The organism is Nonomuraea sp. NPDC047897 (genome assembly GCF_043204415.1).
Classification (GTDB): Bacteria; Actinomycetota; Actinomycetes; order Streptosporangiales; family Streptosporangiaceae; genus Nonomuraea.
Genome location: NZ_JBIDCC010000004.1, coordinates 23,945 through 47,520, shown reverse-complemented (window position 1 = coordinate 47,520; position 23,576 = coordinate 23,945). Strand labels below are relative to the sequence as shown.

Below are 23,576 nucleotides of genomic sequence, written 5' to 3'. Positions count from 1 at the left end.
CGTCCCCAACCAGGGAGGACCCGTGCTGAGCCTGCACATCCCGCAGACCTCGCGTACCCGTGGCGGTGGGACCCGCCCAGCCGCGCCTATATCGCCGGCCGATCCCATATCGCGCCGTTCTCTCACCCAGCTCTGGAGCACGAGCTGCGCACCGGCCCGGACGGCGCGAGCGTGGTCGTGCGGGGACGCCGCCAGCCCACCGGCAACGCCACCGCCGTCCACGAAGCACCCATGGTGACCATCACCACCGAGCCGAACGGCACGCTGACGCTCACGGCCGGAGCCGTCTGTACCACGCCGCTGTACGCCACCGTCGACCGCGCCGGCGCCCTGCACGCATCGTGGGACCTCACCGAGACCGCCCGCCACGCACCCACCGGACGTCTGCACGAGGTCGAGTTGGCCCGGCTGCTGGCGCTGTGGCTTCGCTACACCCCCGCGACCCTCTACGCCGACGTCGTCCGGCTCACCGAGCGTGCCACACTCACCCTGCACGCCGGTGCCCTCCAGGTGAGCCTGCCCGCCGACGCCGACCACTACGAGCCGCGCCCCCTCCGGCCCGACGCCGACGTGATCACCGCGTTCGAGGACCTGCTGACCGCTGCCATCCGCACGCGCGTCTTCGACCCGAGCGCCTCCGTCGTCGAGGTGTCGGGCGGCTTCGACTCCGCGCAGGTCGCCCTGTCCCTGGCCGGTCTCCATGCGGGCGAGCTCACATCGGCCGCCGTCATGCTCGGCGGCAACCCCGGCGCCCAGCAGGCGCACCGCCGCCGCCAGTTCCTCGGCGGCCGGTTCGCCAGCGACGCCACCGTGCCCGCGATCCCACCGCTCGCCCCAGGCGGCCTGCGCTCCAGCGGCATGACGACCAGCCCGTACGAAGACGCCTACACCGAGGCCACCACCGCCATGCTGCTGCTCGCCACGGCCGGGCGGCCAGCCACCGTCTGGACCGGGATCGGCGGCGACGAACTGCTCGCGCTGACCGCCAGCGAGCGACCCGCCCCGCCGATCGGCCACGATCGCGCCCCGAACCCCTGGCTGTCCAAGCAGACCCTCGCCGCGTTGGAGGCGGCCGACGACGACCTGCCACCCATCACCGTCGTCAACGAGATGACCCTGCTCCAGTTCGGCTACCGGGCCCCCATCATGCTGCGGGCCGGCTGCTGGCCCTTCCACCCCCTGGCAGACCCAGCCCTGATCCGGTTCGGCGAGTGGCTGCCCTCGACGTGGCGGCGCGGCAAACGCCTGGCACGCGCCCGCCTGGAACGCGCCGGGATGGGCACAGAGGTGACCCGCCCCCAACAGGCGGAGAACTTCAGCGACGTCATGCAGCAGGCCATCGTGGAGTACGCGGTGCCGTGGCTGCGTCTCATGCTCACCCAAGGCGGCATCCTCCTCGACGCCGGCTATCTCGACCCGGCCGGACTACACGCCGCCCTGGACCGGATCGACGCCAGCGGCTACACCCCGCGAGACGCCGAACTGTTCGACGTTCTCTGCGTCGAGCAGGCTGCGGCAGCAATCAGTTGAGCGCCAGACCGAGCTCGGGCAGGTGCGGCTGAAGCTCGGCGCGCCGCTCCAGCGCATACGCGGTCACGCCCTGGTGCTGGACGGTCCGGACCACGCTCCAGCCCTGCACATCCCGGTAGTAGCGCACCAGCCCGTCGTAAGGCCCCGTGCCGCGCCGAACCCACATCCGGCCCTGCCGAGCCGCCCGATCCAGCGCCCACCACGCGATCAGACATCCCGGCCGGTGCTCGACGTAGGCCGGATCGGTGACCGTCGTGGCCAGGAAGAACGACGGCTGCTCTCGCTCGGCCTCGTCCGGCCACAGCAGCGGGGAAGCCTGCTCATACACGCTGGTGACGCCGATTACGGCGTCCGAACTGGAGTCGACAAGAACCCACACCGGCAGACCATCTCCCGCTTGCACGGCGAGATCGTCAGCGCCATCGCGCCAACCCTCCCAGCCGGGCATACCGCGTTCGCACATCCACTGCGCGCGGGCACGGATCAGCGCAGCCACCTCAGGGCGGTCGGCCATGCTCGCGGATCGCATCTCGAACACATCGACACCGTAGCTCCCACTCGACGCCCGCAAGGGCAGATCGCTGACTAAGCACTGGCCCGTCGAAGACGTTCTGCCCCGCAGCACAGATGCTCGCGGGGCCGCCCCACCCGGCCCCGCGCCGCGACTCGGGCATGTGGGAAGTTCCGGCCTGAGTCCGGCAGCCGATTGCGGCGACCTGGCTCACCTACTTCCATGAGGGGTCATGACCGTCTCCCGCGAGGAAATCCGCCAGGCCGCCACGCGCTACCTGGACGTTCATCCCGACCACACCCTCGACCTGCTACCGCTGCGCGCCGCCCTCGGCAACGACAGCGATCCCACGTACCGCAGGACCTTCCCACTCCCTGTCACCTGCAGGAGTTCTGGGAGAACGCCGTCGCCGAACGCTTCCGGATCTACCCCTACTCGGCGATCCCGATCCTCGATGCCGAGCTGGCGGGAGGGGACCGCGTCCAAGGTCATCTCCCAGATTTCTCCCAGCGCACGAAAAAGGGCCGCCTCGTGATCCGAGAACGGCCCCTATTTGCTGTAAGTCGAGTGGGGCTACCAGGACTTGAACCTGGGACCTCTTCCTTATCAGGCAACCACGGTAGGAGCGGGACGGTGACCAACTCCTGCTCCTACCTGGGAGAACAGTCCGCTGAGATCCACAGTGGTCCGGGCTGATCCAGCGCGATTGTCACTCAGTTCGTCACTCACTCACCCTGGGGCCTCCACCCTAGGAAGTTCCGGCATGTCAATCGACATGGGAGTGCCGTCCCTCCAGATAATCCCGGAGCTGCCGCCACTGCGTGGGGTGGATGTCGAGATCGGACAAGCTCTCCGGCGCCACCCACCGTACGTCGCTCGCCTCGTCGTTGGCTCCCGGCCGACCACCGACGGGGCGGGCGATCAGCATCACCTCGTACTCCTGTCGGATCTCTCCATCCGTGTACGCCACGATGTGGCCTGGATCGGAGTAGACGCCCAGCAAGCCCACCGGCTCGACCCGGACACCGGTCTCCTCCTCGGTCTCGCGCACGGCGCACTCGGTGGGGGTCTCGCCGATCTCCATCTTGCCCATCGGCAACGCCCACTGTCCCGTGTCGCGTCGGCGCTGCATGAGGATGCGACCCGCCTCGTCCACCGTGACCGTGCCGCACGCGGGCACCAGGCTGTTCGCCTTCGGCGCGTTCGGGTCGTTCCAGTACTCGACTCGTCCCACGGGATGCTCCTCATATCTCCGCGCCGGACCACGGCATCGCCCCGGCCCACACGCGCTCGAATGACGTGATGTAGTGCTCCGCGATCGTGCCTCCGTCGAGTCGACGGAAGTGGAAGGTCGGATTGGCCGAGGCCGGTTCGCCGTACGCATGCGGGTTGACCAGGATGTCATCGTCGTAGCGGAACAACGAGGCGTACAGCGTCGTGGAATGCAGCCGCACGTCACAACCGTCGAGATCGGGCAATGCCCGGTAGTACGTCAGCGACGAACGGATCTTGGCCGTCAGGGTGCCGCCCAAGCCCTCCTCCCGGTCGCGGATGTCCACGGCCTGGGCCGTGGGATCGCCGAAGCACAGCCGAACCGTCACCCCGCGTCCGGCTGCCTCGGCCAGCATCCGCGCCACCTTCGGCTGGGTCTGGGCATAGAACGTCCCGGAGAAGACCAGCAGATCCACGTGCTCCTGGGCCTCGCTGAGCAGTCGTAGCCAGAGCTCACGAGGCACGCTCGCCCGGTCCGGGAAGATCTCGACCAACTCGGACCGGTTCGCCCGGCCCCTACGCTCCTGGCTCGTCTCCAGCACGTCGGGCCACAAGTACGTCTCGTCAGCGGCGAGTAACTTCGCCGCCGCCCACCTGTGCCGGCGATGCGGAACGCGGCCGGTGTTGATCCACCGCTCGACGGTCTTGGGCTCCACCCCGCAGGTCTCGGCCAGATCCTCCAGGGCCACCCCATGGCGCAACATCGCTGTCCGTAGACGCTCGTTCACGGATCCAGTGCACCGAACGTCCCCGGACGTTTCAAGACTCTCTTGGGACGTTTCCTCGTCCGCCAACACGTCCCGACAACGCTCGTCGGCGAAGTTCAAAGGTCCCGTCCACCCGGCTTCACTGAACGTGCCGGTCAACCACGGGCCTCAGGAGGTGGGCGATGACCTCGCAGCTCACGGCGCCACGCCTTGCGCCGTTGAACCCGCTGCTCGCTGCAGAGCAGCTACAGCAGGAGCTGTCTCAGCAGGGCATCGCAAGCGATGTGCACGGCGGCTACCGGCTCGCTCTCGTGTCGGTCAGCGTCGGCCTGGTCGTGTGGTGTGACGGCGCCTGGTTCTGGTGGCGCGTCGGATGGAACGGGCATCGCAGGCGAGTCCTGTATGCCCGGCATCCAGCGGCCGAGCCGGTGCGTGCGGCTCGTCGGGTCGCCTTCCGGTATGCCGATCTCCAGAAGCAGCACGCGCCGTCCACTGTGATCGCCGAGGCCGGATCGTGAGAGATCTCCATCACGCGATTGGTTCTATCGCCACGATCGTGGACATGCTGCACAGCCCCGCGTGCACTCGGGACTTCGCCCCGTGGCTGGTGGGTCGGAGCGGGCGGGTGACGGGCCTGCTGTGCAACGGCACCTATGCCCTGGTCGAACTCGACGGCGAACCCGGTGAACTTCCGGGCGGGGTACGGCGCTGGCCCGTCCACTGGGACGACCTGGAGCTGAGTCAACCGGCACCACGACCCGAGTCGGCCGACGCCTACCGCCTCGGGCTGTCCGGCTCCGGCCGCGATGCGGTGCACCATGCGGTGCCTCAAGGTCGAGAGGCGGGCCTCTGCGGGCAGCGGGCCTACCCTCTGCCGGTCCTGGGGTGGTCCCTGTCGTTCAGCGCGACGGCCACAAGGGCATGTCCGGCCTGTATCCACCTGATCACGACCCATAGACGGGCCAGGGCGGGATCAACGCCCGGCGCTACTGCGTGTGCCGAAAGCCTCCCGGCCTCGCGTCGTCGCCCTCAGCGGCCGGTGCATCCCACGGCCACTCTTCCCCCGCCCCCGATAGCTGCCCGATTGTGTGTCCCGACCGAGGTGTCAACTCCGTCTTCCGATGCCGTCGCCCGTCGACGTTCCACGCGGCCCACACCTCATGCCGCACAGACGGAGTTGACGCCGACCGAGGGACACGAACAATGCGGTATCGGGGGCGGGGGTACGGTCCTCAGCCCGCAAAACCATGTGTGATCGGAGTGGAGCGGCCGGCGCCCATGCGAAGCACCCCACAGGGGCCGCGAAGCGGTGGGGGCCGGCGGCGGAACGGCCATCGTTCTGAGGTCATCGTCGGCATTGTCGTTGCGCCGCCGTGGAGCGGGGGCGGCGCGCGCCGGGACCGGCCCCCAGGCCGCAGCCCGGCGCGCTGGCCGCCCGGAGCGGGCGGCGGCGCGGCGAGCGAAGCGAGCCCTTGAACCAGTAAAGAAACTATGAGCCAGCATTGTCGTCGGTTCCTGCCAAGATCGGCCGTCATGGACATCGACGAGTTCTGGCATCTGATCGAGGAGTCCGCGCGTGAAACCGCAGGGAAGGAGGCACGCGTGCAATGGCTCCATGAGCGATTGGTGAGACGTTCGGTCGAGGACATCATCGATTTCGCCTCATGGATGGAGGTCGCCCGGCGCAAGGTGGACACCTATCTGATGTGGGGCGCGGCGCGCGCCCTACACCTGGTAGGCGGTCTGGACAGCGTCTACTACTTCCACTCGTGGGTCATCAGCCTCGGCCGGGAGACCTTCGAACGGGTCACGAGCGACCCCGACACCCTCATGGACGTCCCAGAGGTCCGACGCTTCAACCTCATACAACTAATCCGCCGTCCTCAAGCGGTCGATCGCCCGCGCTCAGGCCCGAGACAAGGTCAAGCGCAACGTGGTCATGCTGTGCGAGATCCCCAAGGGCACGACAGGCCGGCCTTCCAAGTCCTTGACCCTCGCCCAGGCCGAGGCGGTACTCAAGGCCGCCGAGTCGGCCAATCTGTACGCCTACGTGGTGCTGTCGCTCCTCATCGGTGCACGCACGGAGGAACTACGGGCGCTCACCTGGTCGCACGTGGACCTTGAAGGCAAGCCCGACGCCGCCCCTCCAGTTCCTCCTTCGATCATGGTGTGGCGCTCGGTTCGTGCCGGAGGAGACACCAAGACCCAGAAGTCCCGTCGCACTCTGGCCCTGCCTCGGCGATGCGTGGAGGCGTTACTGCGTCACCGCAACCGACAGACGATCGCGAAAGAGCAGGCAGGGGAGTCGTGGCAGGAGAACGGCCTCGTCTTCGCGAGCAAGCACGGGACCGAACTCGACGCCGCCAATGTCCGCCGGGCACTACGCGTGATCCTCAAGCGGACGGACCTCAACCCGGATGAGTGGACACCGCGAGAACTGCGCCACAGCTTCGTCTCGCTGCTGTCGGACTCCGGTGTCGCGCTGGAGAACATCTCCCGCCTGGTCGGCCACAAGGAGACCGTGGTAACCGAGAAGGTCTACCGGAAGCAGCTCCGTCCCGTACTCCTGGAAGGGGCTGAGGCGATGAACCTGATCTTTCCCGGTGAAGCCAGAAAGGCTCAGTCACTCACTTGGTCACCCGGAAGATCAAAAAGGCCACTTCCCTCGATGGGAAATGGCCTCTGAGCTGGGTGGGGCTACCAGGACTTGAACCTGGGACCTCTTCCTTATCAGGGAAGCGCTCTAACCGACTGAGCTATAGCCCCGCGCACACCGAAACGTATCGCATCCCGCACAGGGGTGCGAACCGGTTGCTCGGACGAGGAAAAGCTTACCGCCTTCCGGACGATGCTTGCGCCGCACTCCTCGGGGAATGCGGCGCAAGCCCGCCGATCCGGACGGCTACTCGGCCTCGCTGAAGGTCACCTCGACGCCGCCCACGAGGTCGGAGGCGACGTTGTAGATGACGGCCCCCAGCGTGGCGAGGGCCGTGATGAGCACCACGTTCACGGCGCCGATGAGTGCCGTGTAGCCCAGGATGCGGACCGGCTCGAACCAGGAGGCGATGTCGATGGGCAGCGCCTGCTGCCCCTGCTCGCCCTTGCCGAGCTGGTTGACCAGGTCCACGAGCGAGTCGAACACGCCCAGAGCGGACAGCACGCCGTACAGGACGGCCACTGCCACGAACAGCACCACGAAGCAGACCAGCGACACCACGAAGCTGAACTTCATGGCCGACCACGGCTCGATGCGGCGCAGGACCAGATGGGCCTTGCGGGGGAGTCGGGCCCCCGACGAGTTTGAGCTCTTCTTCTTCGGGAGCTCGATCTGCGGGGGAGCCTCGGAGGTCAGGGACGGGCGGATGCGGCCGCCGTCCTTGCCGTCCTTGGCTTCGTCCCGCGACGTGCCCTGCGAGGGGGCCGCCGGGGCGGCCGGCACGGGGTGCACGGCCGTGGCGTTGTCCTCGTCGGGCTTGTCGAAGATCTCGGTTTCGGTGGACTTCTTAGGCTGCTGCTTCCCGTTCTCCCGAGCCGCCTTGGTCCTGGCGCTGGCGCTGCCGCCCTGGGCGCTCATGACTTACTCTCCTCCCCCGTCCTCTTCCTCGGTGTCCACCACAGTCTCCATAGACTCGGCGTTGCGGGCGAGGGCCACCACACTGTCGCCATCGGCGAGATTCATCAATCGCACTCCCATGGTCTGGCGGCCGGACTGCTTGATCTCGCCGGCACTCGTCCGGATCACCCCACCGGCGGACGTGATCGCGAAGACCTCGTCCTCTGGGTTGACCATGACGGCTCCGACCAGCTTGCCACGGGAACTGACGATTTTCGCAGTCAGCACGCCCTTGCCGCCCCGACCTTGAATCGGATACTGCTCAACTGGGGTTCGCTTGGCGTACCCCGCCTTCGTGGCGATAAGCACATCTTGTCCGTCTGCGATCCTATTCATGGCGAGAAGTTCATCGCCCTCCAGGAACCGCATCCCGATGACGCCGCTGGTCGCGCGGCCCATGGGTCGCAGTGCCTCGTCGGAGGCAGTGAAGCGGATCGCCTGCGCGCCCTTGGAGACGAGCAGCAGATCGTCCTCCTCGGAGACGAGCCGGGCTCCGATGACCTCGTCGTCGTCGCGCAGGTTGATCGCGATGAGCCCGCCGGACCTGGGGGAGTCGTACTCCGACAGGCGGGTCTTCTTGACCAGGCCGCTGCGGGTGGCGAGCACGAGGTAGGGGGCGACGTTGTAGTCGCGCAGGTCGAGGACCTCCATGACCGTCTCGTCGGGCTGCATCGCCAGCAGGTTGGCCAGGTGCATGCCGCGCGCGTCACGCCCCGAGTCGGGCAGTTCGTACGCCTTGACCCGGTAGACGCGGCCCTTGTTCGTGAAGAACAGCAGCCAGTGATGGGTCGTGGTGACGAAGAAGTGGTCGACGATGTCGTCCTGGCGTAGCTGCGCCCCGCGCACGCCCTTGCCGCCGCGCTTCTGCGCGCGGTAGAGGTCGGTGCGGGTGCGCTTGGCGTAGCCGCCGCGCGTGATGGTGACGACGACGTCCTCTTCGGCGATGAGGTCCTCGATCGACATGTCGCCGTCGTAGGCGGTGATCTCGGTACGCCGGTCCTCGCCGTAGCGGTTGACGACCTCGGTCAGCTCGTCACTGACGATCTGCCGCTGCCGGGGCTCCGAGGACAGGATGTCCTGGTAGTCGGCGATCTGCGCCATGAGCTGGTCGTACTCGTCCTGGATGGCCTGGCGCTCCAGGGCGGCGAGCTTGCGCAGCTGCATGTCGAGGATGGCCTGCGCCTGCACCTCGTCGATGTCGAGCAGCCCCATGAGGCCCTGCTGGGCCGCAGCGGCCGACTCGGACGCGCGGATGAGGGCGATGACCTCGTCGAGCCGGTCGAGCGCCTTGAGCAGCGCGCGCAGGATGTGGGCGCGCTCCTCCGCCTTGCGCAGCAGGTAGCGCGTACGGCGGACGATGACCTCGATCTGGTGGGTCACGTAGTGCGAGATGAACTGGTCGAGCCGCAGCGTCCGCGGCACCCCGTCGACCAGGGCCAGCATGTTCGCGCCGAACGTGTCCTGGAGCTGGGTGTGCTTGTAGAGGTTGTTCAGCACGACCTTGGCGACGGCGTCGCGCTTGAGCACGATCACCAGGCGCTGGCCGACCCGGGAGGACGATTCCTCGCGCACGTCGGCGATGCCGGAGATCTTGCCCTGCTTGACCAGCTCAGCAATCTTGAGAGCGAGGTTGTCCGGGTTGACCTGGTAGGGCAGCTCGGTGACCACGAGGGCGTGCCGGCCCTTGTTGTCCTCCTCGACCTCGACGACCGCCCGCATGGTGACCGAGCCGCGGCCCGTGCGGTAGGCGTCCTCGATGCCCCGGCGGCCCACGATCAGCGCGCGGGTGGGGAAGTCGGGGCCCTTGACCCGCGCCATGGCGGCTTCGAGGAGCTCCTCCTCGGTGGCCTCCGGGTGCTCCAGCGCCCACTTGACGGCCTCGGCCACCTCGCGCAGGTTGTGCGGCGGGATGTTGGTGGCCATGCCGACGGCGATGCCGCCCGAGCCGTTGACCAGCAGGTTGGGGAACCGCGCCGGCAGGACGACCGGCTCCTGGGAACGCCCGTCGTAGTTGGGCTGGAAGTCGACGGTGTCCTTGTCGATGTCGCGCAGCATCTCCATGGCGATGGGCGCGAGCTTGCACTCGGTGTAGCGCATCGCCGCGGGCGCGTCGTTGCCGGGCGAGCCGAAGTTGCCCTGGCCGTCCACCAGCGGGTGGCGCAGTGACCAGGTCTGCGCCAGGCGCACCAGCGTGTCGTAGATCGACGTGTCGCCGTGGGGATGGTAGGACCCCATGACGTCACCGACGACGCGCGAGCACTTGAAGTAGCCGCGGTCGGGGCGGTAGCCGCCGTCGTACATCGCGTAGAGCACCCGGCGGTGGACCGGCTTGAGACCGTCACGCACATCAGGCAGCGCACGCGAGACGATGACCGACATCGCGTAGTCCATGTAACTGCGCTGCATCTCGGTCTGGATGTCGACCGGTTCGATGCGCTCCGGCGACGGTGGAGGCGGAGTGTTCACTTCCGTCACGTGTGTAGATCCTTTTCTGATGTACGGCTGTCGCTACACGTCCAGGAAACGGACATCTCGCGCATTGCGAATGATGAAGGCTCTGCGCGCCTCGACGTCCTCACCCATCAGCACGCTGAACATCTCGTCGGCCTGGGCGGCGTCGTCGAGCGTGGCCTGGAGCAGAATGCGGGTGTCGGGATTCATGGTGGTCTCCCAGAGCTGGTTGGCGTTCATCTCGCCGAGACCCTTGAACCGCTGGACACCGTCGTGGGCGCGCGGGTCGCGCTTGCCACGGGCGATGCCCTCCTGGATGATCGCGTCACGCTCGCGGTCGGAGTAGGCGTAGGAGGCGTCCTCGCCCTTCCGGTCCCACTTGATCTTGTAGAGGGGCGGCTGCGACAGGTAGACGTGACCGCCCTCGATCAGCGGGCGCATGAACCTGAACAGCAGCGTCAGCAGCAGCGTGGTGATGTGCTGGCCGTCGACGTCGGCGTCGGCCATCAGGATCAGCTTGTTGTAGCGCAGCTTGCCGATGTCGAACTCGTCGTGCACGCCGGTGCCGAGCGCCGTGATCAGCGACTGGACCTCGACGTTCTGCAGAACCTTGTCGACGCGGGCCTTCTCCACGTTGAGGATCTTGCCGCGGATGGGCAGGATCGCCTGGAAACGGGAGTCGCGCCCGCCCTTGGCCGAGCCGCCGGCCGAGTTGCCCTCGACGATGAACAGCTCGCACTTGTCGGGGTCGTTCCACTGGCAGTCGGCCAGCTTGCCGGGCAGGCCGCTGCCCGACTCCAGCAGCGACTTGCGGCGCGTCAGGTCACGGGCCTGACGCGCGGCCAGACGTGCCCTGGCGGCCTGCAGCGACTTGTTGATGATGTCCTTGGCCTCGCCGGGGTTGCGCTCGAACCACGCGCGCAGGTGGTCGTTGCAGGCCTTCTGCACGAACGACTTGGCCTCGGTGTTGCCCAGCTTGGTCTTGGTCTGGCCCTCGAACTGCGGGTCGGCCAGCTTGATCGACACGATCGCGGTCAGGCCCTCGCGGACGTCCTCGCCGGAGAGGTTGTCGTCCTTGCCCTCCTTGAGGAACTTCTGCTCGCGCGCGTAGCGGTTGACGATCGAGGTCAGCGCGGCGCGGAAGCCCTCCTCGTGGGTGCCGCCCTCAGCGGTGTTGATCGTGTTGGCGAAGGTGTAGACCGACTCGGTGTAGGAGTTGTTCCACTGCATGGCGATCTCGACCGACACACCCTCGCCGTGCTCCTCGAAGTCGATGACCGACGCGTGCGCCGGCTCCTTCTTGGAGTTGAGGTGGGTGACGAAGTCGGACAGCCCGCCCTCGTAGTGGTATTCGACCTTGACCGGCTCGCCGTTGACGTGGTCGGGCCGCTCGTCGGCCAGCGTGATCGTCAGGCCCTTGTTGAGGAAGGCCATCTCCTGGAACCGGCGCGAGAGCGTCTCGAAGTTCCACGTGGTGGTCTCGAAGATGTCGGCGTCGGGCCAGAACGTGATCGAGGTGCCCGTCTCGTCGGTCTCCTCGCCCTTGGCCAGCGGCGCGGTCGGCCTGGAGTGCTCGAAGCGCTGCCGCCAGTAGTGGCCGTTCTGCTTGACCACCACATCCATGGCCGTCGACAGCGCGTTGACCACCGCGGAGCCGACGCCGTGCAGACCGCCGGAGACCGCGTAGGACTTGCTGTCGAACTTGCCGCCGGCGTGCAGCGTGGTGAGCACGACCTCGACCGCGGAGCGCTTCTCGACGGGGTGGATGCCCGTGGGGATGCCACGCCCGTTGTCGACCACGCGCACGCCGTTGTCGGCGAGGAGCGTGACGTCGATGCGGTCGGCATGGCCGGCGAGGGCCTCGTCGACCGAGTTGTCCACGATCTCGTAGACGAGATGGTGCAGACCGCGCTCACCGGTCGAACCGATATACATACCCGGGCGCTTGCGAACCGCCTCAAGCCCTTCGAGTACGGTGATTGAGCTAGCGTCGTAGGACAAGTGCCAAATCCTCCTGCCGCGGACACGCGGCGGGGAGCTCGTGTGCCGGCTGCCCCTGCCGTGCCCGTCACCGTCGTGAGTGCCCCGTTGCGTGCGTCACCCAGGGGAGTCGGCGTCGCGTTGCGCGCCGGGGGTGACACGCAAGCGGACGTGTCCGGAATCCGCTTTCATTCTACCGGCTCTCAGGCGTCGTGGTGGCATTGAACGCGCCTGAAATGGCCTGTCGCTTGTTTTCCCCCCATGCAAGGCTTCCCCCACGCGGGAGGAGGGTCATCGCGTCTGTGGCTGTCTGATCGGTCCTCGCGTAAGTCCGGCCGCTGGAAGGGTACGCCGCGCGACCGACAGAACGACCGGTCCCCGCGACGGCGGAACGAGGGCCCGCCGAGTCCGGAACCGCACCGCCGCCAGAGCTGCGGAAGACCCCTGAACCACGCACGGGTGAGCGCCGCTCCCCGTACGGGCGCTGTCGTACGGGCGCTGTGGACAGCTCCGCCGCGCGCCAGGAACGGCGCCGGAGCGCCGGGGGATCAGCCGTAGGTGTCGCCGGGGCCCTTGCTGCCCCGCACCCGCAGGCCGTTCGTGCGGGGCCCGTGCTGGGGGCCGCGCACCTTGACCCGGGTCACCGTGCCGTCGCCGAGCTCCTCGTTGAGGCGGCGGACGAGGGTGCGGGCGAGCAGGCGCACCTGGGTGGCCCATGCCGTGGAGTCGGCCGACACGATCACCTCGCCGTCCTCGAACGTCTCCGGCTTCGTGTGCGCGGCCAGGTCGGGGCCGACGATGTCGGCCCAGCGGCCGAACACGCCGCCCATCGCCGCCGACCGTTGCCAGCCCCGGTCGGCCAGCAGGTCCATGATGGCGCGGCCGAACAGCTGGGGGTCGCCGCCCTCGCGGCGCGCCCCCGCCGCCCTGCGCCTCGGCTCGCGGCGGGGGAGCTGACCGCGACGGGCGGCGTCGGCCTTGGCCTGGGCCAGCTTCTCCCTGGCCAGGGCAGCCCCGCGGGCCGTGGGGTTGTCGTCAGCGGACACGGGTCACTCTCCCCTCTGCGACGTCGAACCTGGCCCCGGCCAGCTCGGGGGGCACGTCGTCGGGCACCGCGGCGGTGATGAGCACCTGCTCGGCCGGCGCCACGATCTCGGCGAGGCGGCGGCGGCGCTGGCTGTCGAGCTCGGCGAAGACGTCGTCGAGGATGAGCACCGGGTCGCCGCCGTCGGCACGCAGCAGGTCGTAGGCGGCAAGGCGCAACGCCAGCGCGAACGACCACGACTCGCCGTGGCTGGCGTAACCTCGAGCGGGCAGGTCGCCGAGGCCGAGGATCAGGTCGTCGCGGTGCGGCCCGACGAGCGTGACGCCCCGCTCCAGCTCGGCTGAACGCATCTCCAATAGCCGCTCGCGCAGACGTTCTTCAAGGGTTTTCCCCAAGTCTGTGGATAACGTCTGTGTATCGGAAGATCCCGTCTCACCGGGGGTTTCTTCCTCAGCCGTGTCCCCGCCTGTGGACAACGTGCTCCGGTAGGCGAGGCCGGCGGGGGCGCTCGCGGGGGCCAGCGCGGCGTAGGCTCCGGCGACCAGCGGCCGCAGCGCCTCGACGAGATCGAGGCGGGCCCGCAACAGCTCGGCGCCGTGCCGCGCCAGATGGGCGTCCCAGACCTCCAGAGTGCTCCTCACGTCGCCGGCGCCGGCCGCCGCGAACCCGGAGTCACCCTCGGCCCTCCGGGCGCTCCTGGAGCCTCTGCGGGCCTGGGCGGCGGTGCGCAGGAGGGCGCTGCGCTGTTTGAGCACGCGGTCGTAGTCGGCCCGCACGCCGGCGAACCGGGGAGTCCGCGCCACCAGCAGGTCGTCGAGGAACCGCCGCCGCTCCGACGGGTCGCCCTTGGCCAGCGACAGGTCCTCGGGGGCGAACAGGACCGTGCGCAGCAGGCCGATGACGTCTCGGGGGCGGGAGACGGGGGAGCGGTTGAGCCGCGCGCGGTTGGCCCGGCCGGGGTTGATCTCCAGCTCGATCAGCGCCCGACGGTCGTCGCGCTGGACGGCACAGCGCACGATCGCCCGGCTCGCGCCCTGCCGCACGAGCGGCGCGTCGGTCGCCACCCGATGGCTGGACTGCGTCGCGACGTAGCCGAGGGCCTCGACCAGGTTGGTCTTGCCCTGGCCGTTGGGACCCACGAACGCCGTGACGCCCGGCTCCAGGCCGAGCTCCACGGAGGCGTAGGACCGGAAATCGGTCAGCGACAGGTGGGCGACGTGCACCCCACGAAGGTTAGTCGGCCACGCAGGTCACTGGCGCAACCTACTCGGCCTCGCGCGGCGGGACGACGTCGGCGCCGGGGGAGTCGGCGCCCTTGGCCGTGGAGCCCTCGGCCGCGGCGGTCGCGTGGCCGCCGAACTGGTTGCGCAGCGCGGCCACCACCTTCATCGCGGGCGAGTCGTCCTGGCGCGAGGCGAACCTGGCGTACAGCGCGGCCGTGATCACCGGCAGCGGCACGGCGTGGTCCACGGCCGCCTGGACGGTCCACCGGCCCTCGCCGGAGTCCTGGGCGTAACCGCGCAGCCGTTCGAGGTGCTCGTCGTCGTCCAGCGCGCGCACCAGCAGGTCGAGCAGCCAGGAGCGGATCACGGTGCCGGTGCGCCAGCTGCTGAACGAGCCCTTGACGTCCTTGACGACGTCGGACGCCTCCAGCAGCTCCCAGCCCTCGGCGAAGGCCTGCATCATGCCGTACTCGATGCCGTTGTGGACCATCTTCGCGAAGTGCCCGGCGCCGACGTCTCCGGCGTGGACGAAGCCGTCCTCGCCCTCGGGCTTGAGCGTCTCGAAGATCGGCATCAGGCGGTCCACGGTGGCCTTGTCGCCGCCGCACATGAGCGCGTAGCCGTTCTGCAGGCCCCAGACGCCGCCGCTCACCCCGCAGTCGACGAAGGCGATCCCCTTGTCGGCGAGTTCGGCGGCGTGCCGCTGGTCGTCCACATAGTGCGAGTTGCCGCCGTCGACGACGACGTCGCCCTCGCCCAGCAGCCGCCCGAGCTCGTCAACGGTGTGCTGGGTGGGCTCACCCGCGGGCACCATCACCCAGACAGCGCGCGGCGCCTCAAGCCGTTCGACCAGCTCTTTGAGACTGCCCACGTCGCTGAGTTCCGGGTTGTGGTCGTAGCCCACGACCTCGTGGCCGCCGCGGCGCAGCCGCTCGGCCATGTTGCCGCCCATCTTACCGAGCCCGATCATGCCGATCTGCATGCTGATCTACCCCCTTGAGAGCTGCAAGGTGATCTACCCCCTTGTCAGGCTTCCATCATCTCCGATGGCTTTTTCAGCCTGACAGACGGATCGGCATGATCAGGTAGCGGTAGTCGGGGGCGCCGCCGTCCTCCACAGGCTTGCCCGCGGTGAGGATGGCGGGCTTGGTGGAGGTGGTCATCTGCAGGCGGGCGACGTCGGAGTCGATGGCCCCCAGCCCTTCGAGCAGGAACTGGTGGTTGAAGGCGATGTTCATCTCCTCGCCGTCGTAGTCGACCGGCAGCACCTCGACGGCCTGCGCCTCGTCGCCGCTGCCGGCCTCCAGGACGACCTCGCCGTTCCGGAACGCCAGCCGTACGGGGGTGTTGCGCTCCGCGACCAGGGCGACGCGCTTGACGGCCTCGACGAACGGGCCTGTGGACAGGTCGGCGCGGGCGGAGAACTCCGTGGGGAGCAGCGAGCGGTACTTGGGGAACTCGGGGTCGAGCAGCCGCGTGGTCGTGCGCCGCCCCGCGCTGGAGAAACCGATCATGCCTTCGCCGGTGCCGCCCGCCGAGCTGAGGGCGATCTCCACTTCGGCGCCGGTCGAGCCGAGGGCCTTGGCCGTGTCGGCGAGGGTCTTGCCGGGGATCATCGCGACGGCCGAGAAGTCGGCCTGACCGGGCTGCCAGCGCAGCTCACGCACGGCGAGACGGTAGCGGTCGGTCGCGGCGAGCGTGACCACCTCGCCCTCGATCTCCATCCGTACGCCGGTGAGCATGGGCAGCGTGTCGTCCCGGCCGGCGGCGACGGCGACCTGTCCGACGGCGGAGGCGAAGACGTCGCTGCCCACCCGGCCGGCGGCGGGCGGCATGAGCGGCAGCGACGGGTAGTCCTCCACCGGCATGGTCAGCAGGGTGAAGCGGGCGCTGCCACAGGTGACGACCGCCTTGGCGCCCTCGACGACGAAGTCCACAGGCTGTGCGGGAAGCGCGCGGGTGATCTCGGCGAGCAGCTTGCCCGAGACGAGGACGACCCCGGGCTCACCGGTGTGGAGTTCGAGCGTCACCTCGGCGGAGACCTCGTAGTCGAAGCCGGACAGCTTCAGCCGCTGCTCGTCGGTGACCTCCAGGCGCATGCCGGCGAGGACGGGCACGGACGGGCGGGCAGGCAGGCTGCGTGCCGTCCATGCCACCGCCTCAGCGAGGACGTCTCGCTCGATTCGGAACATCACGGTCATCAGCCTCCTGAGCTCGTTGTCGATTCAAGTTTCGCCCCTCCCGAGCCTCGGGTCCGGGCGAACCCCTCTATGGGTCTTGAGTTCTTTGTAAGAGAGATAAGTGGTCATCACACTAGGTTCTGTGGATACTGTGGATAACCCGTCTTTCCGCAGCTCAGGCCGCCTGTTTTTATCCACCGAGGGTGTGGGTGAGGCCTGGGGACAACTTCGCCGCCTGGGGATGACGATCCGTTGCCCACAGGCCGTCCCCAGATCATGGGTCGTTCATCCACTGGTTATCCACCGGGTTTCAACAGGTTATCCACCGGGTAAACGCCCTCTCCGGCCGCCCTCTGACGACTGTGCACAGGGCATCCACAAGTCATCCACCGGATGTCCCCAGGTTGTCCTCAGGATGTCCCCACCTTTATCCCCAGGCCCTGTGGGCGATATTTCCGGGCATTGTGGGGCGCGAATCGGCCGTCCCGGCGCGTTTTCCCTGGTCCACAGTGTTATCCACAGGCTGTGCATAACGGCTACGACCCGCGAGTTGTCTGCTTGATACGCATTGTCAGCTCGTTGACCTGGTTGTACATCGACCTGCGCTCGGCGATGAGCGACCGGATCTTGCGCTCGGCGTGCATGACAGTGGTGTGGTCGCGGCCGCCGAACTGCTGGCCGATCTTCGGCAGCGACAGCTCGGTCAGCTCCCTCGCGAGGTACATCGCGATCTGCCGGGCGTTGACGAGCGCCCGGCTGCGCGAGCTGCCGCACAGGTCGTCGATGCTGATGCCGAAGTACTCGGCCGTCTTGGCCATGATCGTGGCGATGGTGATCTCCGCGCCCGACTCCGAGGTGATCAGGTCCTTGAGCACGACCTCGGCGAGCTGCAGGTCGACGCCCTGCCGGTTGAGGCTGGCGAACGCCGTCACCCTGATCAGGGCGCCCTCCAGCTCACGGATGTTGGTGGAGATGCGGCTGGCGATGTACTCCAGCACCTCGGGCGGTGCGGCCAGGCCCTCCTGGATGGCCTTCTTGCGCAGGATCGCGATGCGGGTCTCCAGCTCGGGCGGCTGGACGTCGGTGATCAGACCCCACTCGAACCGGTTGCGCAGCCGGTCCTCCAGGGTGATCAGCTGCTTGGGCGCGCGGTCGCTGGAGATGACGATCTGCTTGTTGGCGTTGTGGAGGGTGTTGAAGGTGTGGAAGAACTCCTCCTGCGTCTGCTCCTTACCCTCCAGGAACTGGATGTCGTCCACGAGCAGGATGTCGATCGCGCGGTAGCGGCCGCGGAACCCGTCGGCCTTGTGGTCGCGGATGCTGTTGATGAAGTCGTTGGTGAACTCCTCGGAGCTCACGTATCTCACCCGGGCGCCGTCGTACAGGCTCTGCGCGTAGTGACCGATGGCGTGCAGCAGATGCGTCTTGCCCAGCCCCGAGTCGCCATAGATGAAGAGCGGGTTGTACGCCTTCGCGGGGGATTCGGCCACGGCCACGGCTGCCGCGTGCGCGAAGCGGTTGCTGGCACCGATGACGAATGTCTCAAATGTGTACTTTTGGTTGAGACGGGCCGGTTCGCTTGGTTTGTTGCTCTTCGCTTCCCACCGGTTCGGCACCGACTCCGGTGCCTTCTCCACAGCCGGCTGGGCCTGGTCGAAAGAGAAGCCGGGCTGTGGATATTCGGTGGACGACGAGGCCGGCTCGGCCTGTGGAGAATAGAACTGCGGAGGCTCCGAAGCCTGGAAATGCTGGGACGACGTGGGCTGTGCATAACGCAACTGCTGTTCCGGACCCTGGGGATAACCTTGCCCCACAGGCTGTGGATGAGCATCCGGGGCAGGCTGCTCGGGGGCCGTCGTGTCGATCATCACGGCCAGCCGCATGGCCTTGCCGAGCTCCTGTGACAGCGCGTGGGCGACGAGCGGGCGCAGCTTGCCCTCGATGAGGTCCTTCAGGAAGTCGTTGGGGACGCCCAGCACGATCGTGTCGCCGGCCAGGGCGATGGGCCGGACCATGGACAGCCATGTGCGCTGCTGGACGGGCACGTTCTCGTTGAGGAAGTTGCCCAGCGCCCTCGACCAGACGGCGGCGAGGTCGACAGCGTTCATGGCGCGGCTCCCTTTCCCTTCTTTTTCGCGGCCCCCCGCGATCGTTCATCCACAACCGGGCACTGCCCATGTGTCGATCGGCCCCGCCCGTCCACAGCGTGCCGCCCGGGCGTAGCCCCCACGACATCCACAGGAGATCCACAGGATGTCCACAGCCTGAGATGGCGCCGAAGAGGCCGACAGTAGCCATGTGCACACCTGTGGACAAGGCGTTGTCCACAGCCTAGTGGTAGCCGCGCGCACATACTGTGGACACGGCGGGGGCGGTGGAAAACCCGCATGTGGATACGTGGATAACCGGGTGGACCGGCGTTCGGGACGGCGTTCGGGGAGTGCGCCGGTTTGACCTCGACGGCGCTTGGCCCGTAACGTACGACGGTCGGCTTGCCACGCGACGGCTATTTCGCGTGCCCTCGCTTCCCTGGCAGGCCAGCCCTGTGTGTTGAAGCGCCCCTGGGCGCACCATCAAGCCTGGAGCCCACCCGTGAGCAAGCGTACTTTCCAGCCGAACAACCGTCGCCGCGCGAAGACCCACGGCTTCCGGCTGCGGATGCGCACCCGGGCCGGTCGCGCCATCCTGGCCGCTCGTCGCCGCAAGGGCCGCGAGAAGCTGTCGGCCTGATCGCCCTGCGCCAGATAGCCCCGCCCGTCGGTGAACCTCACCGACGGGCAATAGGCGCATAAGGTGCAATTGCTGTGCTGTCCCGACATTCCCGCATGCGGCGCGGGGAGGAATTTCAGACGGCCATCAAGCGCGGCAAACGCGCAGGCCGTCCTACTTTGGTGGCACATCTCAGCGTTTCCGGAGAGGAGGCGCCCCGAGTCGGATTCGTGGTCAGCCGGGCCGTAGGGGGCGCCGTGGTCCGCAACGAGGTCAAGCGTCGGCTTCGACACCTGATGCGAGACCGTCTCGACCGGCTGCCGCGAGGTAGCCTGCTTGTGGTACGCGCCAATCCACCGGCCGCGTCAGCGCGATCCGAGCATCTTGCCGCCGAGCTCGACCTCGCGTTGGATCGTCTGCTGAGGCGGCGCGAGTCCGCGACGGATGGACACAGATGACGGAGCAACCGCAGGGGATGCCGAGCCTCGCCGCTCGGGCACTCATCGTCCCCATCCGGTTCTACCGGGCCTTCATCAGCCCGATGCTCGGTCCGCGCTGCCGGTTCTACCCGTCGTGCAGTGCCTACGGGCTCGAGGCGATCGCCGTACACGGAGCACTGCGCGGCACCTGGCTGACTGTCCGGCGCATCGGGCGGTGCCACCCATTCCATCCCGGAGGTATAGACCCGGTGCCCCCACGCCCGGTTCGGTCTCACGAATTGCAAGGGAGATAGCTCGGTGGAGCTGTCCTGGCTCAGCTGGCTCTATGCAGCCGTCGCCCAAGTCATCATCTGGATCCATACCGGCTTCAGCACGTTCCTGAACCCGGACGGCGGGCTCACCTGGGCGCTGACGATCATCACGCTGACCGCGTTCATGCGGATCCTCATCTTCCCGCTGTTCCTCAAGCAGATGCGCTCGTCGCGGAAGATGCAGGAACTGGCCCCCAAGGTCGCGGAGCTGCGCAAGCGCTACAAGAACGACAAGCAGCGCATGAACCAGGAGGTCATGGCGCTGTACCAGGGCGCGGGCGCCAACCCCCTCGGCGGGTGCCTGCCCATCGTGGCACAGTTCCCGATCTTCATCTCGATGTTCACCGTGCTGCAGGCGATGGCCAACGGCCAGGCCAAGTGGGGGATGACGCAGGAGCTCGTCGACAGCGCCCGCAAGGCGCACATCTTCGGCGCACCGCTCCCGGCCAACTTCTTCATGTCGTCGGCCGACATCGAGGGCTTCGACGCCAGCGTCGTGCAGACGAAGATCGTGCTGGCCATCTTCGTGGCCGTCAGCTCGCTGACGACGTTCCTCACCGTCCGGCAGAGCGTCACGCGTTCGATGGCCCAGATGCCGGACAACCCCATGGCGCAGCAGCAGAAGATCCTCATGTACATCTCTCCGCTGTTCGCCTTCTTCAGCCTGAACTTCCCGCTCGGTCTGATCCTCTACTGGGTGACCACGAACGTGTGGACGCTCGGCCAGCAGCACTGGTTCTACAGCCGCCACCCGATGCCGCAGTACGACGCCAAGGGCAACGTGATCCCCGCCAAGCCCAAGCAGGGTCTGCTGGCCAAGATGCGCGGCACCACGCCCGAGGAGCAGGCGCCTCCCCCTCCGCCGGAGCCTAAGATCATCAGGCAGCAGCCCAGCCGCCAGCCCCGCAGCAAGCGCACCGGCAGCAAGAAGTCGTGAACACGAAGGAGAGGCCGGCCATGACCGAGGCCGAGCAGGACAAGGCTCCTGATCTCACCGCACTTGAGCAGGAGGGCGAGATCGCGGCCGACTACGTCGAGGGGCTTCTCGACATCGCCGACATCGACGGCGACATCGACATGGACGTCGAGGGCGACCGCGCGCTCGTCTCCGTCGTGGGTGTCAAGGGCAACGCGCTGGTCGGCCCCGGCGGCGAGGTGCTGGAGGCGCTCCAGGAGCTGACCCGGCTGGCCGTCCACCGGCAGACGGGGGAGCGGTCGCGGCTCATGCTCGACGTCGCGGGCTACCGCGAACGGCGGCGCGCCGAGCTGACCAAGCTCGGCACCGAGGTCGCCAACCAGGTCCGCGACGAGGGCGAGCCCCAGTCGCTCAAGCCCATGACCCCCTTTGAGCGCAAGATCGTCCATGACGCGGTGGCCGCCGCCGGGCTCCGGAGCGAGTCCGAGGGCGAGGAGCCGCAGCGTTATGTGGTGGTCCTCCCCGCCTGACCACCTGCTTGGTGTTCCGCGAACGGCCGTCAGCCCCGGTGCCCGGGACTGGCGGCCGTTTTCGTACGGTACGGATTGATCCGGCCACGGGATGCTCCCGGCGACGGACGCGGACGGACGGCACCCGTTGGTCGTCCGTCGCGGTCCCACGCCCTAGCCTTGAGTGGGACACCGTCCCAGACCGGCGCGGCCCTGCAGCCTCGGCCGACCCGCCCCGACCCGCTCAGTCCCGTGCCGGCGAGCACCACCCAGCGAACCACGAACCCGAGAAAGGCCATCGACCAGTGAGCGACGAGCTACCTGCTCCGCCGGACATCGCCAGAGACGTCTTCACCGGCGAGGCATGGGAGCGAGCGAACGCCTTCGCCGGGATCCTCGCCGGAGCCGGGGTCGTCCGCGGACTGCTGGGTCCGCGGGAGGTGCCCCGCATCTGGGACCGCCACCTGCTCAACTGCGCCGTCGTCGCCGAGGCGATCCCCCCGGACGTGCGCCTCGTCGACATCGGCTCGGGCGCCGGCCTGCCCGGCCTCGTGCTGGCGATCGTCCGGCCGGACATCACGGTCACGCTGCTGGAGCCGCTGCTTCGCCGTACCGTGTTCCTGGAGGAATGCGTAGACGTGCTCAAGCTGGACAACGTCGAGGTGCTGCGCGGCCGGGCGGAGGAGCTGGCGGGCAAGCGCGAGTTCGACGTCGCCAGCGCGCGCGCCGTGGCCCCGCTCGACCGGTTGCTCACCTGGGCCATGCCGTTGCTCCGCGAGGGCGGCGAGCTGATCGCCATGAAGGGGGAGCGCGCCGCGGAGGAACTGGCCGAGGCCGGACCCCAGCTCCGCGCGAGCGGAGCCAAGACGGCCGAGCTTGTCACCGTCGGGCGCGGTAAGGTCGAGCCGCCCGCAACATTGGTTCGGGTGGTAGCGGGTCGCGCGCCGGAGACCGGTAGGCGGCGACGAAGGAGGTGACGGTTGTGCCAGTCGCGTCAAGCGGTCTTGGCTGGCCTGGCGAGCCTCCGTCCGAGAGTCCCTCGGGGGTTGGCTGGCCTGAAAAGGGCGTGTCGCGACGGCCACTTCCCGACCCCGGCATGCCTCTGGTTGAAAGGATGGCGATCGTGACCCAGACCCCACTGAACCCCGGCGATTCTCCCTTGGTACGAGAGGCACTCAGCTCTGTGGTTTCACGTGAAACATCTGCGACTCAGGCGGGCGACGCGGTGGGGGAGACCTCAAGAGGCGCCGAGGGAGGCTGGCCGCGGCCGGCCAAGTGCCGAGTGATCGCCGTGGCCAACCAGAAGGGCGGCGTGGGCAAGACCACCACCTCCGTCAACATCGCCGCCGCCCTCTCGATGAACGGCCAACGGGTGCTGGTGGTCGACCTCGACCCGCAGGGCAACGCCTCCACCGCACTGGCCACCGAGCACCGTGGTGACGTGCCGGACGTCTACCAGGTGCTGGTGGATGACCTCCCCTTGGCCGACATCGTGAAGCAGGTGCCCGACATGCCGGGCCTCTACTGCGCTCCCGCCACGATCGACCTGGCCGGCGCGGAGATCGAACTGGTCTCTCTCGTCGCCCGCGAGGCGCGGCTGCGCCGGGCGCTCACCGCGTACAGCGCCGAACTCGACTACATCATCATCGACTGCCCGCCGTCGCTCGGGCTGCTCACGGTCAACGCGCTGGTGGCGGCGGACGAGGTCATGATCCCCATCCAGTGCGAGTACTACGCGCTGGAGGGGCTGGGTCAGCTCCTGCGCAACGTCGATCTCATCAAGGTGCACCTGAACCCGACGCTCCGCCTGTCCACGATCGTCCTCACCATGTACGACGGCCGCACCCGGCTGGCGTCCCAGGTCGCCGAAGAGGTGCGGGCGCACTTCGGCGAAACCGTGCTGAAGACGGTGATCCCGCGGAGCGTGCGCCTGTCGGAGGCGCCCAGCTACGGGCAGTCGGTCATGACGTACGACCCGGGTTCGAGCGGCGCGATGGCGTACATGGACGCGGCCCGGGAGATCGCGCACCGCGCCCTCGTCTGAGCGACCCCGTCCGGCCGGCCCGGCGTAGGCCCGTACCGGGCAGGATTCCTCGGCACGCCGGTGTCGCTGCGGGAGGCGCGGGCGGTCGACGTCCTCAGCGGTCTCATGTCCGGGCGGACCGCGTCGGCCGCCGAA

The 23,576-nt window shown here is 68.2% G+C and carries 21 protein-coding genes, 1 tRNA gene and 1 pseudogene; 11 read left to right on the top strand and 12 right to left on the bottom strand.

What is annotated here, in order from left to right; translation table 11 throughout:
- The first annotated feature begins 171 nt into the window (after window positions 1-171).
- Window positions 172-1,530 carry an asparagine synthase gene (locus tag ACGF0J_RS10070; protein ID WP_393143995.1) on the top strand — a complete coding sequence of 453 codons (1,359 nt, stop codon included), beginning with the start codon at window positions 172-174 and terminating at the stop codon, window positions 1,528-1,530.
- On the opposite strand, the gene ACGF0J_RS10065 is transcribed toward ACGF0J_RS10070, so the two are convergent.
- The 3 genes from ACGF0J_RS10065 to ACGF0J_RS10055 form a co-directional block, all read right to left on the bottom strand.
- On the bottom strand, window positions 1,523-2,059 hold the full coding sequence (locus ACGF0J_RS10065) for a GNAT family N-acetyltransferase (RefSeq protein WP_393144967.1): 537 nt from the start codon (window positions 2,057-2,059) through the stop codon (window positions 1,523-1,525). The genes ACGF0J_RS10070 and ACGF0J_RS10065 overlap by 8 nt on opposite strands.
- A 748-nt stretch (window positions 2,060-2,807) precedes the next feature.
- Window positions 2,808-3,275: an NUDIX hydrolase gene (locus tag ACGF0J_RS10060; RefSeq protein WP_393143993.1), complete on the bottom strand. Its 468-nt coding sequence runs from the start codon at window positions 3,273-3,275 to the stop codon at window positions 2,808-2,810.
- Between the two features lie 10 nt (window positions 3,276-3,285).
- Window positions 3,286-4,002 carry an XRE family transcriptional regulator gene (locus tag ACGF0J_RS10055; protein WP_393143991.1) on the bottom strand — a complete coding sequence of 239 codons (717 nt, stop codon included), beginning with the start codon at window positions 4,000-4,002 and terminating at the stop codon, window positions 3,286-3,288.
- A gap of 200 nt (window positions 4,003-4,202) precedes the next feature.
- On the opposite strand from ACGF0J_RS10055, the gene ACGF0J_RS10050 reads away from it, so the two are divergent.
- From ACGF0J_RS10050 to ACGF0J_RS10040, 3 genes and pseudogenes are all read left to right on the top strand, one after another.
- Window positions 4,203-4,538 (top strand): hypothetical protein, encoded by a 336-nt coding sequence (locus ACGF0J_RS10050; protein WP_393143989.1) that lies wholly within the window; start codon window positions 4,203-4,205, stop codon window positions 4,536-4,538.
- Between the two features lie 973 nt (window positions 4,539-5,511).
- Window positions 5,512-5,859 (top strand): annotated as a pseudogene (locus ACGF0J_RS10045) (DUF4240 domain-containing protein); the annotation flags it as partial.
- Between the two features lie 100 nt (window positions 5,860-5,959).
- Window positions 5,960-6,706, top strand: a complete 747-nt coding sequence (locus ACGF0J_RS10040; RefSeq protein ID WP_393143987.1) for a site-specific integrase — start codon at window positions 5,960-5,962, stop codon at window positions 6,704-6,706.
- Window positions 6,707-6,712: 6 nt separating this feature from the next.
- Here ACGF0J_RS10040 and ACGF0J_RS10035 read toward each other — a convergent pair.
- The 9 genes from ACGF0J_RS10035 to dnaA form a co-directional block, all read right to left on the bottom strand.
- A tRNA-Ile gene (locus tag ACGF0J_RS10035) sits at window positions 6,713-6,786 on the bottom strand.
- Window positions 6,787-6,922: 136 nt separating this feature from the next.
- A complete protein-coding gene (locus tag ACGF0J_RS10030) occupies window positions 6,923-7,594 on the bottom strand; it encodes a DUF3566 domain-containing protein (protein WP_393143985.1) in 672 nt (223 codons plus the stop codon).
- A 3-nt stretch (window positions 7,595-7,597) separates the two neighbouring features.
- Window positions 7,598-10,108: a DNA gyrase subunit A gene (gyrA, locus tag ACGF0J_RS10025; RefSeq protein ID WP_393143983.1), complete on the bottom strand. Its 2,511-nt coding sequence runs from the start codon at window positions 10,106-10,108 to the stop codon at window positions 7,598-7,600.
- Between the two features lie 33 nt (window positions 10,109-10,141).
- The gene (gene gyrB, locus ACGF0J_RS10020; protein WP_393144965.1) at window positions 10,142-12,064 is read right to left on the bottom strand and encodes a DNA topoisomerase (ATP-hydrolyzing) subunit B; all 1,923 of its coding nucleotides are present in this window, start codon (window positions 12,062-12,064) and stop codon (window positions 10,142-10,144) included.
- A gap of 548 nt (window positions 12,065-12,612) precedes the next feature.
- Window positions 12,613-13,110, bottom strand: a complete 498-nt coding sequence (locus ACGF0J_RS10015; protein ID WP_393143981.1) for a DUF721 domain-containing protein — start codon at window positions 13,108-13,110, stop codon at window positions 12,613-12,615.
- Window positions 13,100-14,332, bottom strand: coding sequence for a DNA replication/repair protein RecF (gene recF / locus ACGF0J_RS10010; protein WP_393143979.1), 1,233 nt, complete (start codon window positions 14,330-14,332; stop codon window positions 13,100-13,102). Before recF ends, ACGF0J_RS10015 begins: the two co-directional genes overlap by 11 nt.
- A 40-nt stretch (window positions 14,333-14,372) precedes the next feature.
- On the bottom strand, window positions 14,373-15,314 hold the full coding sequence (gene gnd / locus ACGF0J_RS10005) for a phosphogluconate dehydrogenase (NAD(+)-dependent, decarboxylating) (protein WP_393143977.1): 942 nt from the start codon (window positions 15,312-15,314) through the stop codon (window positions 14,373-14,375).
- Window positions 15,315-15,387: 73 nt separating this feature from the next.
- Window positions 15,388-16,527, bottom strand: coding sequence for a DNA polymerase III subunit beta (dnaN, locus tag ACGF0J_RS10000; protein WP_393144963.1), 1,140 nt, complete (start codon window positions 16,525-16,527; stop codon window positions 15,388-15,390).
- A 521-nt stretch (window positions 16,528-17,048) separates the two neighbouring features.
- Window positions 17,049-18,620, bottom strand: a complete 1,572-nt coding sequence (dnaA, locus tag ACGF0J_RS09995) for a chromosomal replication initiator protein DnaA (protein WP_393143975.1) — start codon at window positions 18,618-18,620, stop codon at window positions 17,049-17,051.
- 484 nt (window positions 18,621-19,104) lie between these two features.
- Between dnaA and rpmH the strand changes: the two genes are divergently transcribed.
- The 7 genes from rpmH to ACGF0J_RS09960 all read left to right on the top strand — a co-directional run bounded on the left by rpmH (window position 19,105) and on the right by ACGF0J_RS09960 (window position 23,441).
- On the top strand, window positions 19,105-19,242 hold the full coding sequence (rpmH, locus tag ACGF0J_RS09990) for a 50S ribosomal protein L34 (protein WP_043614899.1): 138 nt from the start codon (window positions 19,105-19,107) through the stop codon (window positions 19,240-19,242).
- A gap of 95 nt (window positions 19,243-19,337) precedes the next feature.
- Window positions 19,338-19,679: a ribonuclease P protein component gene (gene rnpA, locus ACGF0J_RS09985; protein WP_393144961.1), complete on the top strand. Its 342-nt coding sequence runs from the start codon at window positions 19,338-19,340 to the stop codon at window positions 19,677-19,679.
- Window positions 19,680-19,696: 17 nt separating this feature from the next.
- Window positions 19,697-19,954, top strand: a complete 258-nt coding sequence (gene yidD, locus ACGF0J_RS09980; RefSeq protein ID WP_185084778.1) for a membrane protein insertion efficiency factor YidD — start codon at window positions 19,697-19,699, stop codon at window positions 19,952-19,954.
- Between the two features lie 4 nt (window positions 19,955-19,958).
- A complete protein-coding gene (yidC, locus tag ACGF0J_RS09975) occupies window positions 19,959-20,909 on the top strand; it encodes a membrane protein insertase YidC (RefSeq protein ID WP_393143973.1) in 951 nt (316 codons plus the stop codon).
- Window positions 20,910-20,929: 20 nt separating this feature from the next.
- Entirely contained in the window at window positions 20,930-21,418 is a 489-nt protein-coding gene (locus tag ACGF0J_RS09970; protein WP_393144959.1) for a protein jag, read from the top strand.
- 284 nt (window positions 21,419-21,702) lie between these two features.
- Window positions 21,703-22,374: a 16S rRNA (guanine(527)-N(7))-methyltransferase RsmG gene (rsmG, locus tag ACGF0J_RS09965; RefSeq protein ID WP_393143971.1), complete on the top strand. Its 672-nt coding sequence runs from the start codon at window positions 21,703-21,705 to the stop codon at window positions 22,372-22,374.
- Window positions 22,375-22,511: 137 nt separating this feature from the next.
- Complete coding sequence (locus tag ACGF0J_RS09960; RefSeq protein ID WP_393143969.1) at window positions 22,512-23,441, top strand: ParA family protein; 930 nt, start codon at window positions 22,512-22,514, stop codon at window positions 23,439-23,441.
- Window positions 23,442-23,576: the final 135 nt, after the last annotated feature.

What these genes read in the sequence shown, in the direction of transcription:
- ACGF0J_RS10065 (WP_393144967.1), bottom strand. Translation starts at nt 2,059, where the DNA reads ATGCGATCCGCGAGCATGGCCGACCGCCCTGAGGTGGCTGCGCTGATC.
- ACGF0J_RS10050 (WP_393143989.1), top strand. Translation starts at nt 4,203, where the DNA reads ATGACCTCGCAGCTCACGGCGCCACGCCTTGCGCCGTTGAACCCGCTG.
- ACGF0J_RS10040 (WP_393143987.1), top strand. Translation starts at nt 5,960, where the DNA reads ATGCTGTGCGAGATCCCCAAGGGCACGACAGGCCGGCCTTCCAAGTCC.
- ACGF0J_RS10030 (WP_393143985.1), bottom strand. Translation starts at nt 7,594, where the DNA reads ATGAGCGCCCAGGGCGGCAGCGCCAGCGCCAGGACCAAGGCGGCTCGG.
- gnd (WP_393143977.1), bottom strand. Translation starts at nt 15,314, where the DNA reads ATGCAGATCGGCATGATCGGGCTCGGTAAGATGGGCGGCAACATGGCC.
- dnaA (WP_393143975.1), bottom strand. Translation starts at nt 18,620, where the DNA reads ATGAACGCTGTCGACCTCGCCGCCGTCTGGTCGAGGGCGCTGGGCAAC.
- rnpA (WP_393144961.1), top strand. Translation starts at nt 19,338, where the DNA reads ATGCGGCGCGGGGAGGAATTTCAGACGGCCATCAAGCGCGGCAAACGC.
- yidD (WP_185084778.1), top strand. Translation starts at nt 19,697, where the DNA reads ATGCCGAGCCTCGCCGCTCGGGCACTCATCGTCCCCATCCGGTTCTAC.
- ACGF0J_RS09970 (WP_393144959.1), top strand. Translation starts at nt 20,930, where the DNA reads ATGACCGAGGCCGAGCAGGACAAGGCTCCTGATCTCACCGCACTTGAG.
- ACGF0J_RS09960 (WP_393143969.1), top strand. Translation starts at nt 22,512, where the DNA reads ATGGCGATCGTGACCCAGACCCCACTGAACCCCGGCGATTCTCCCTTG.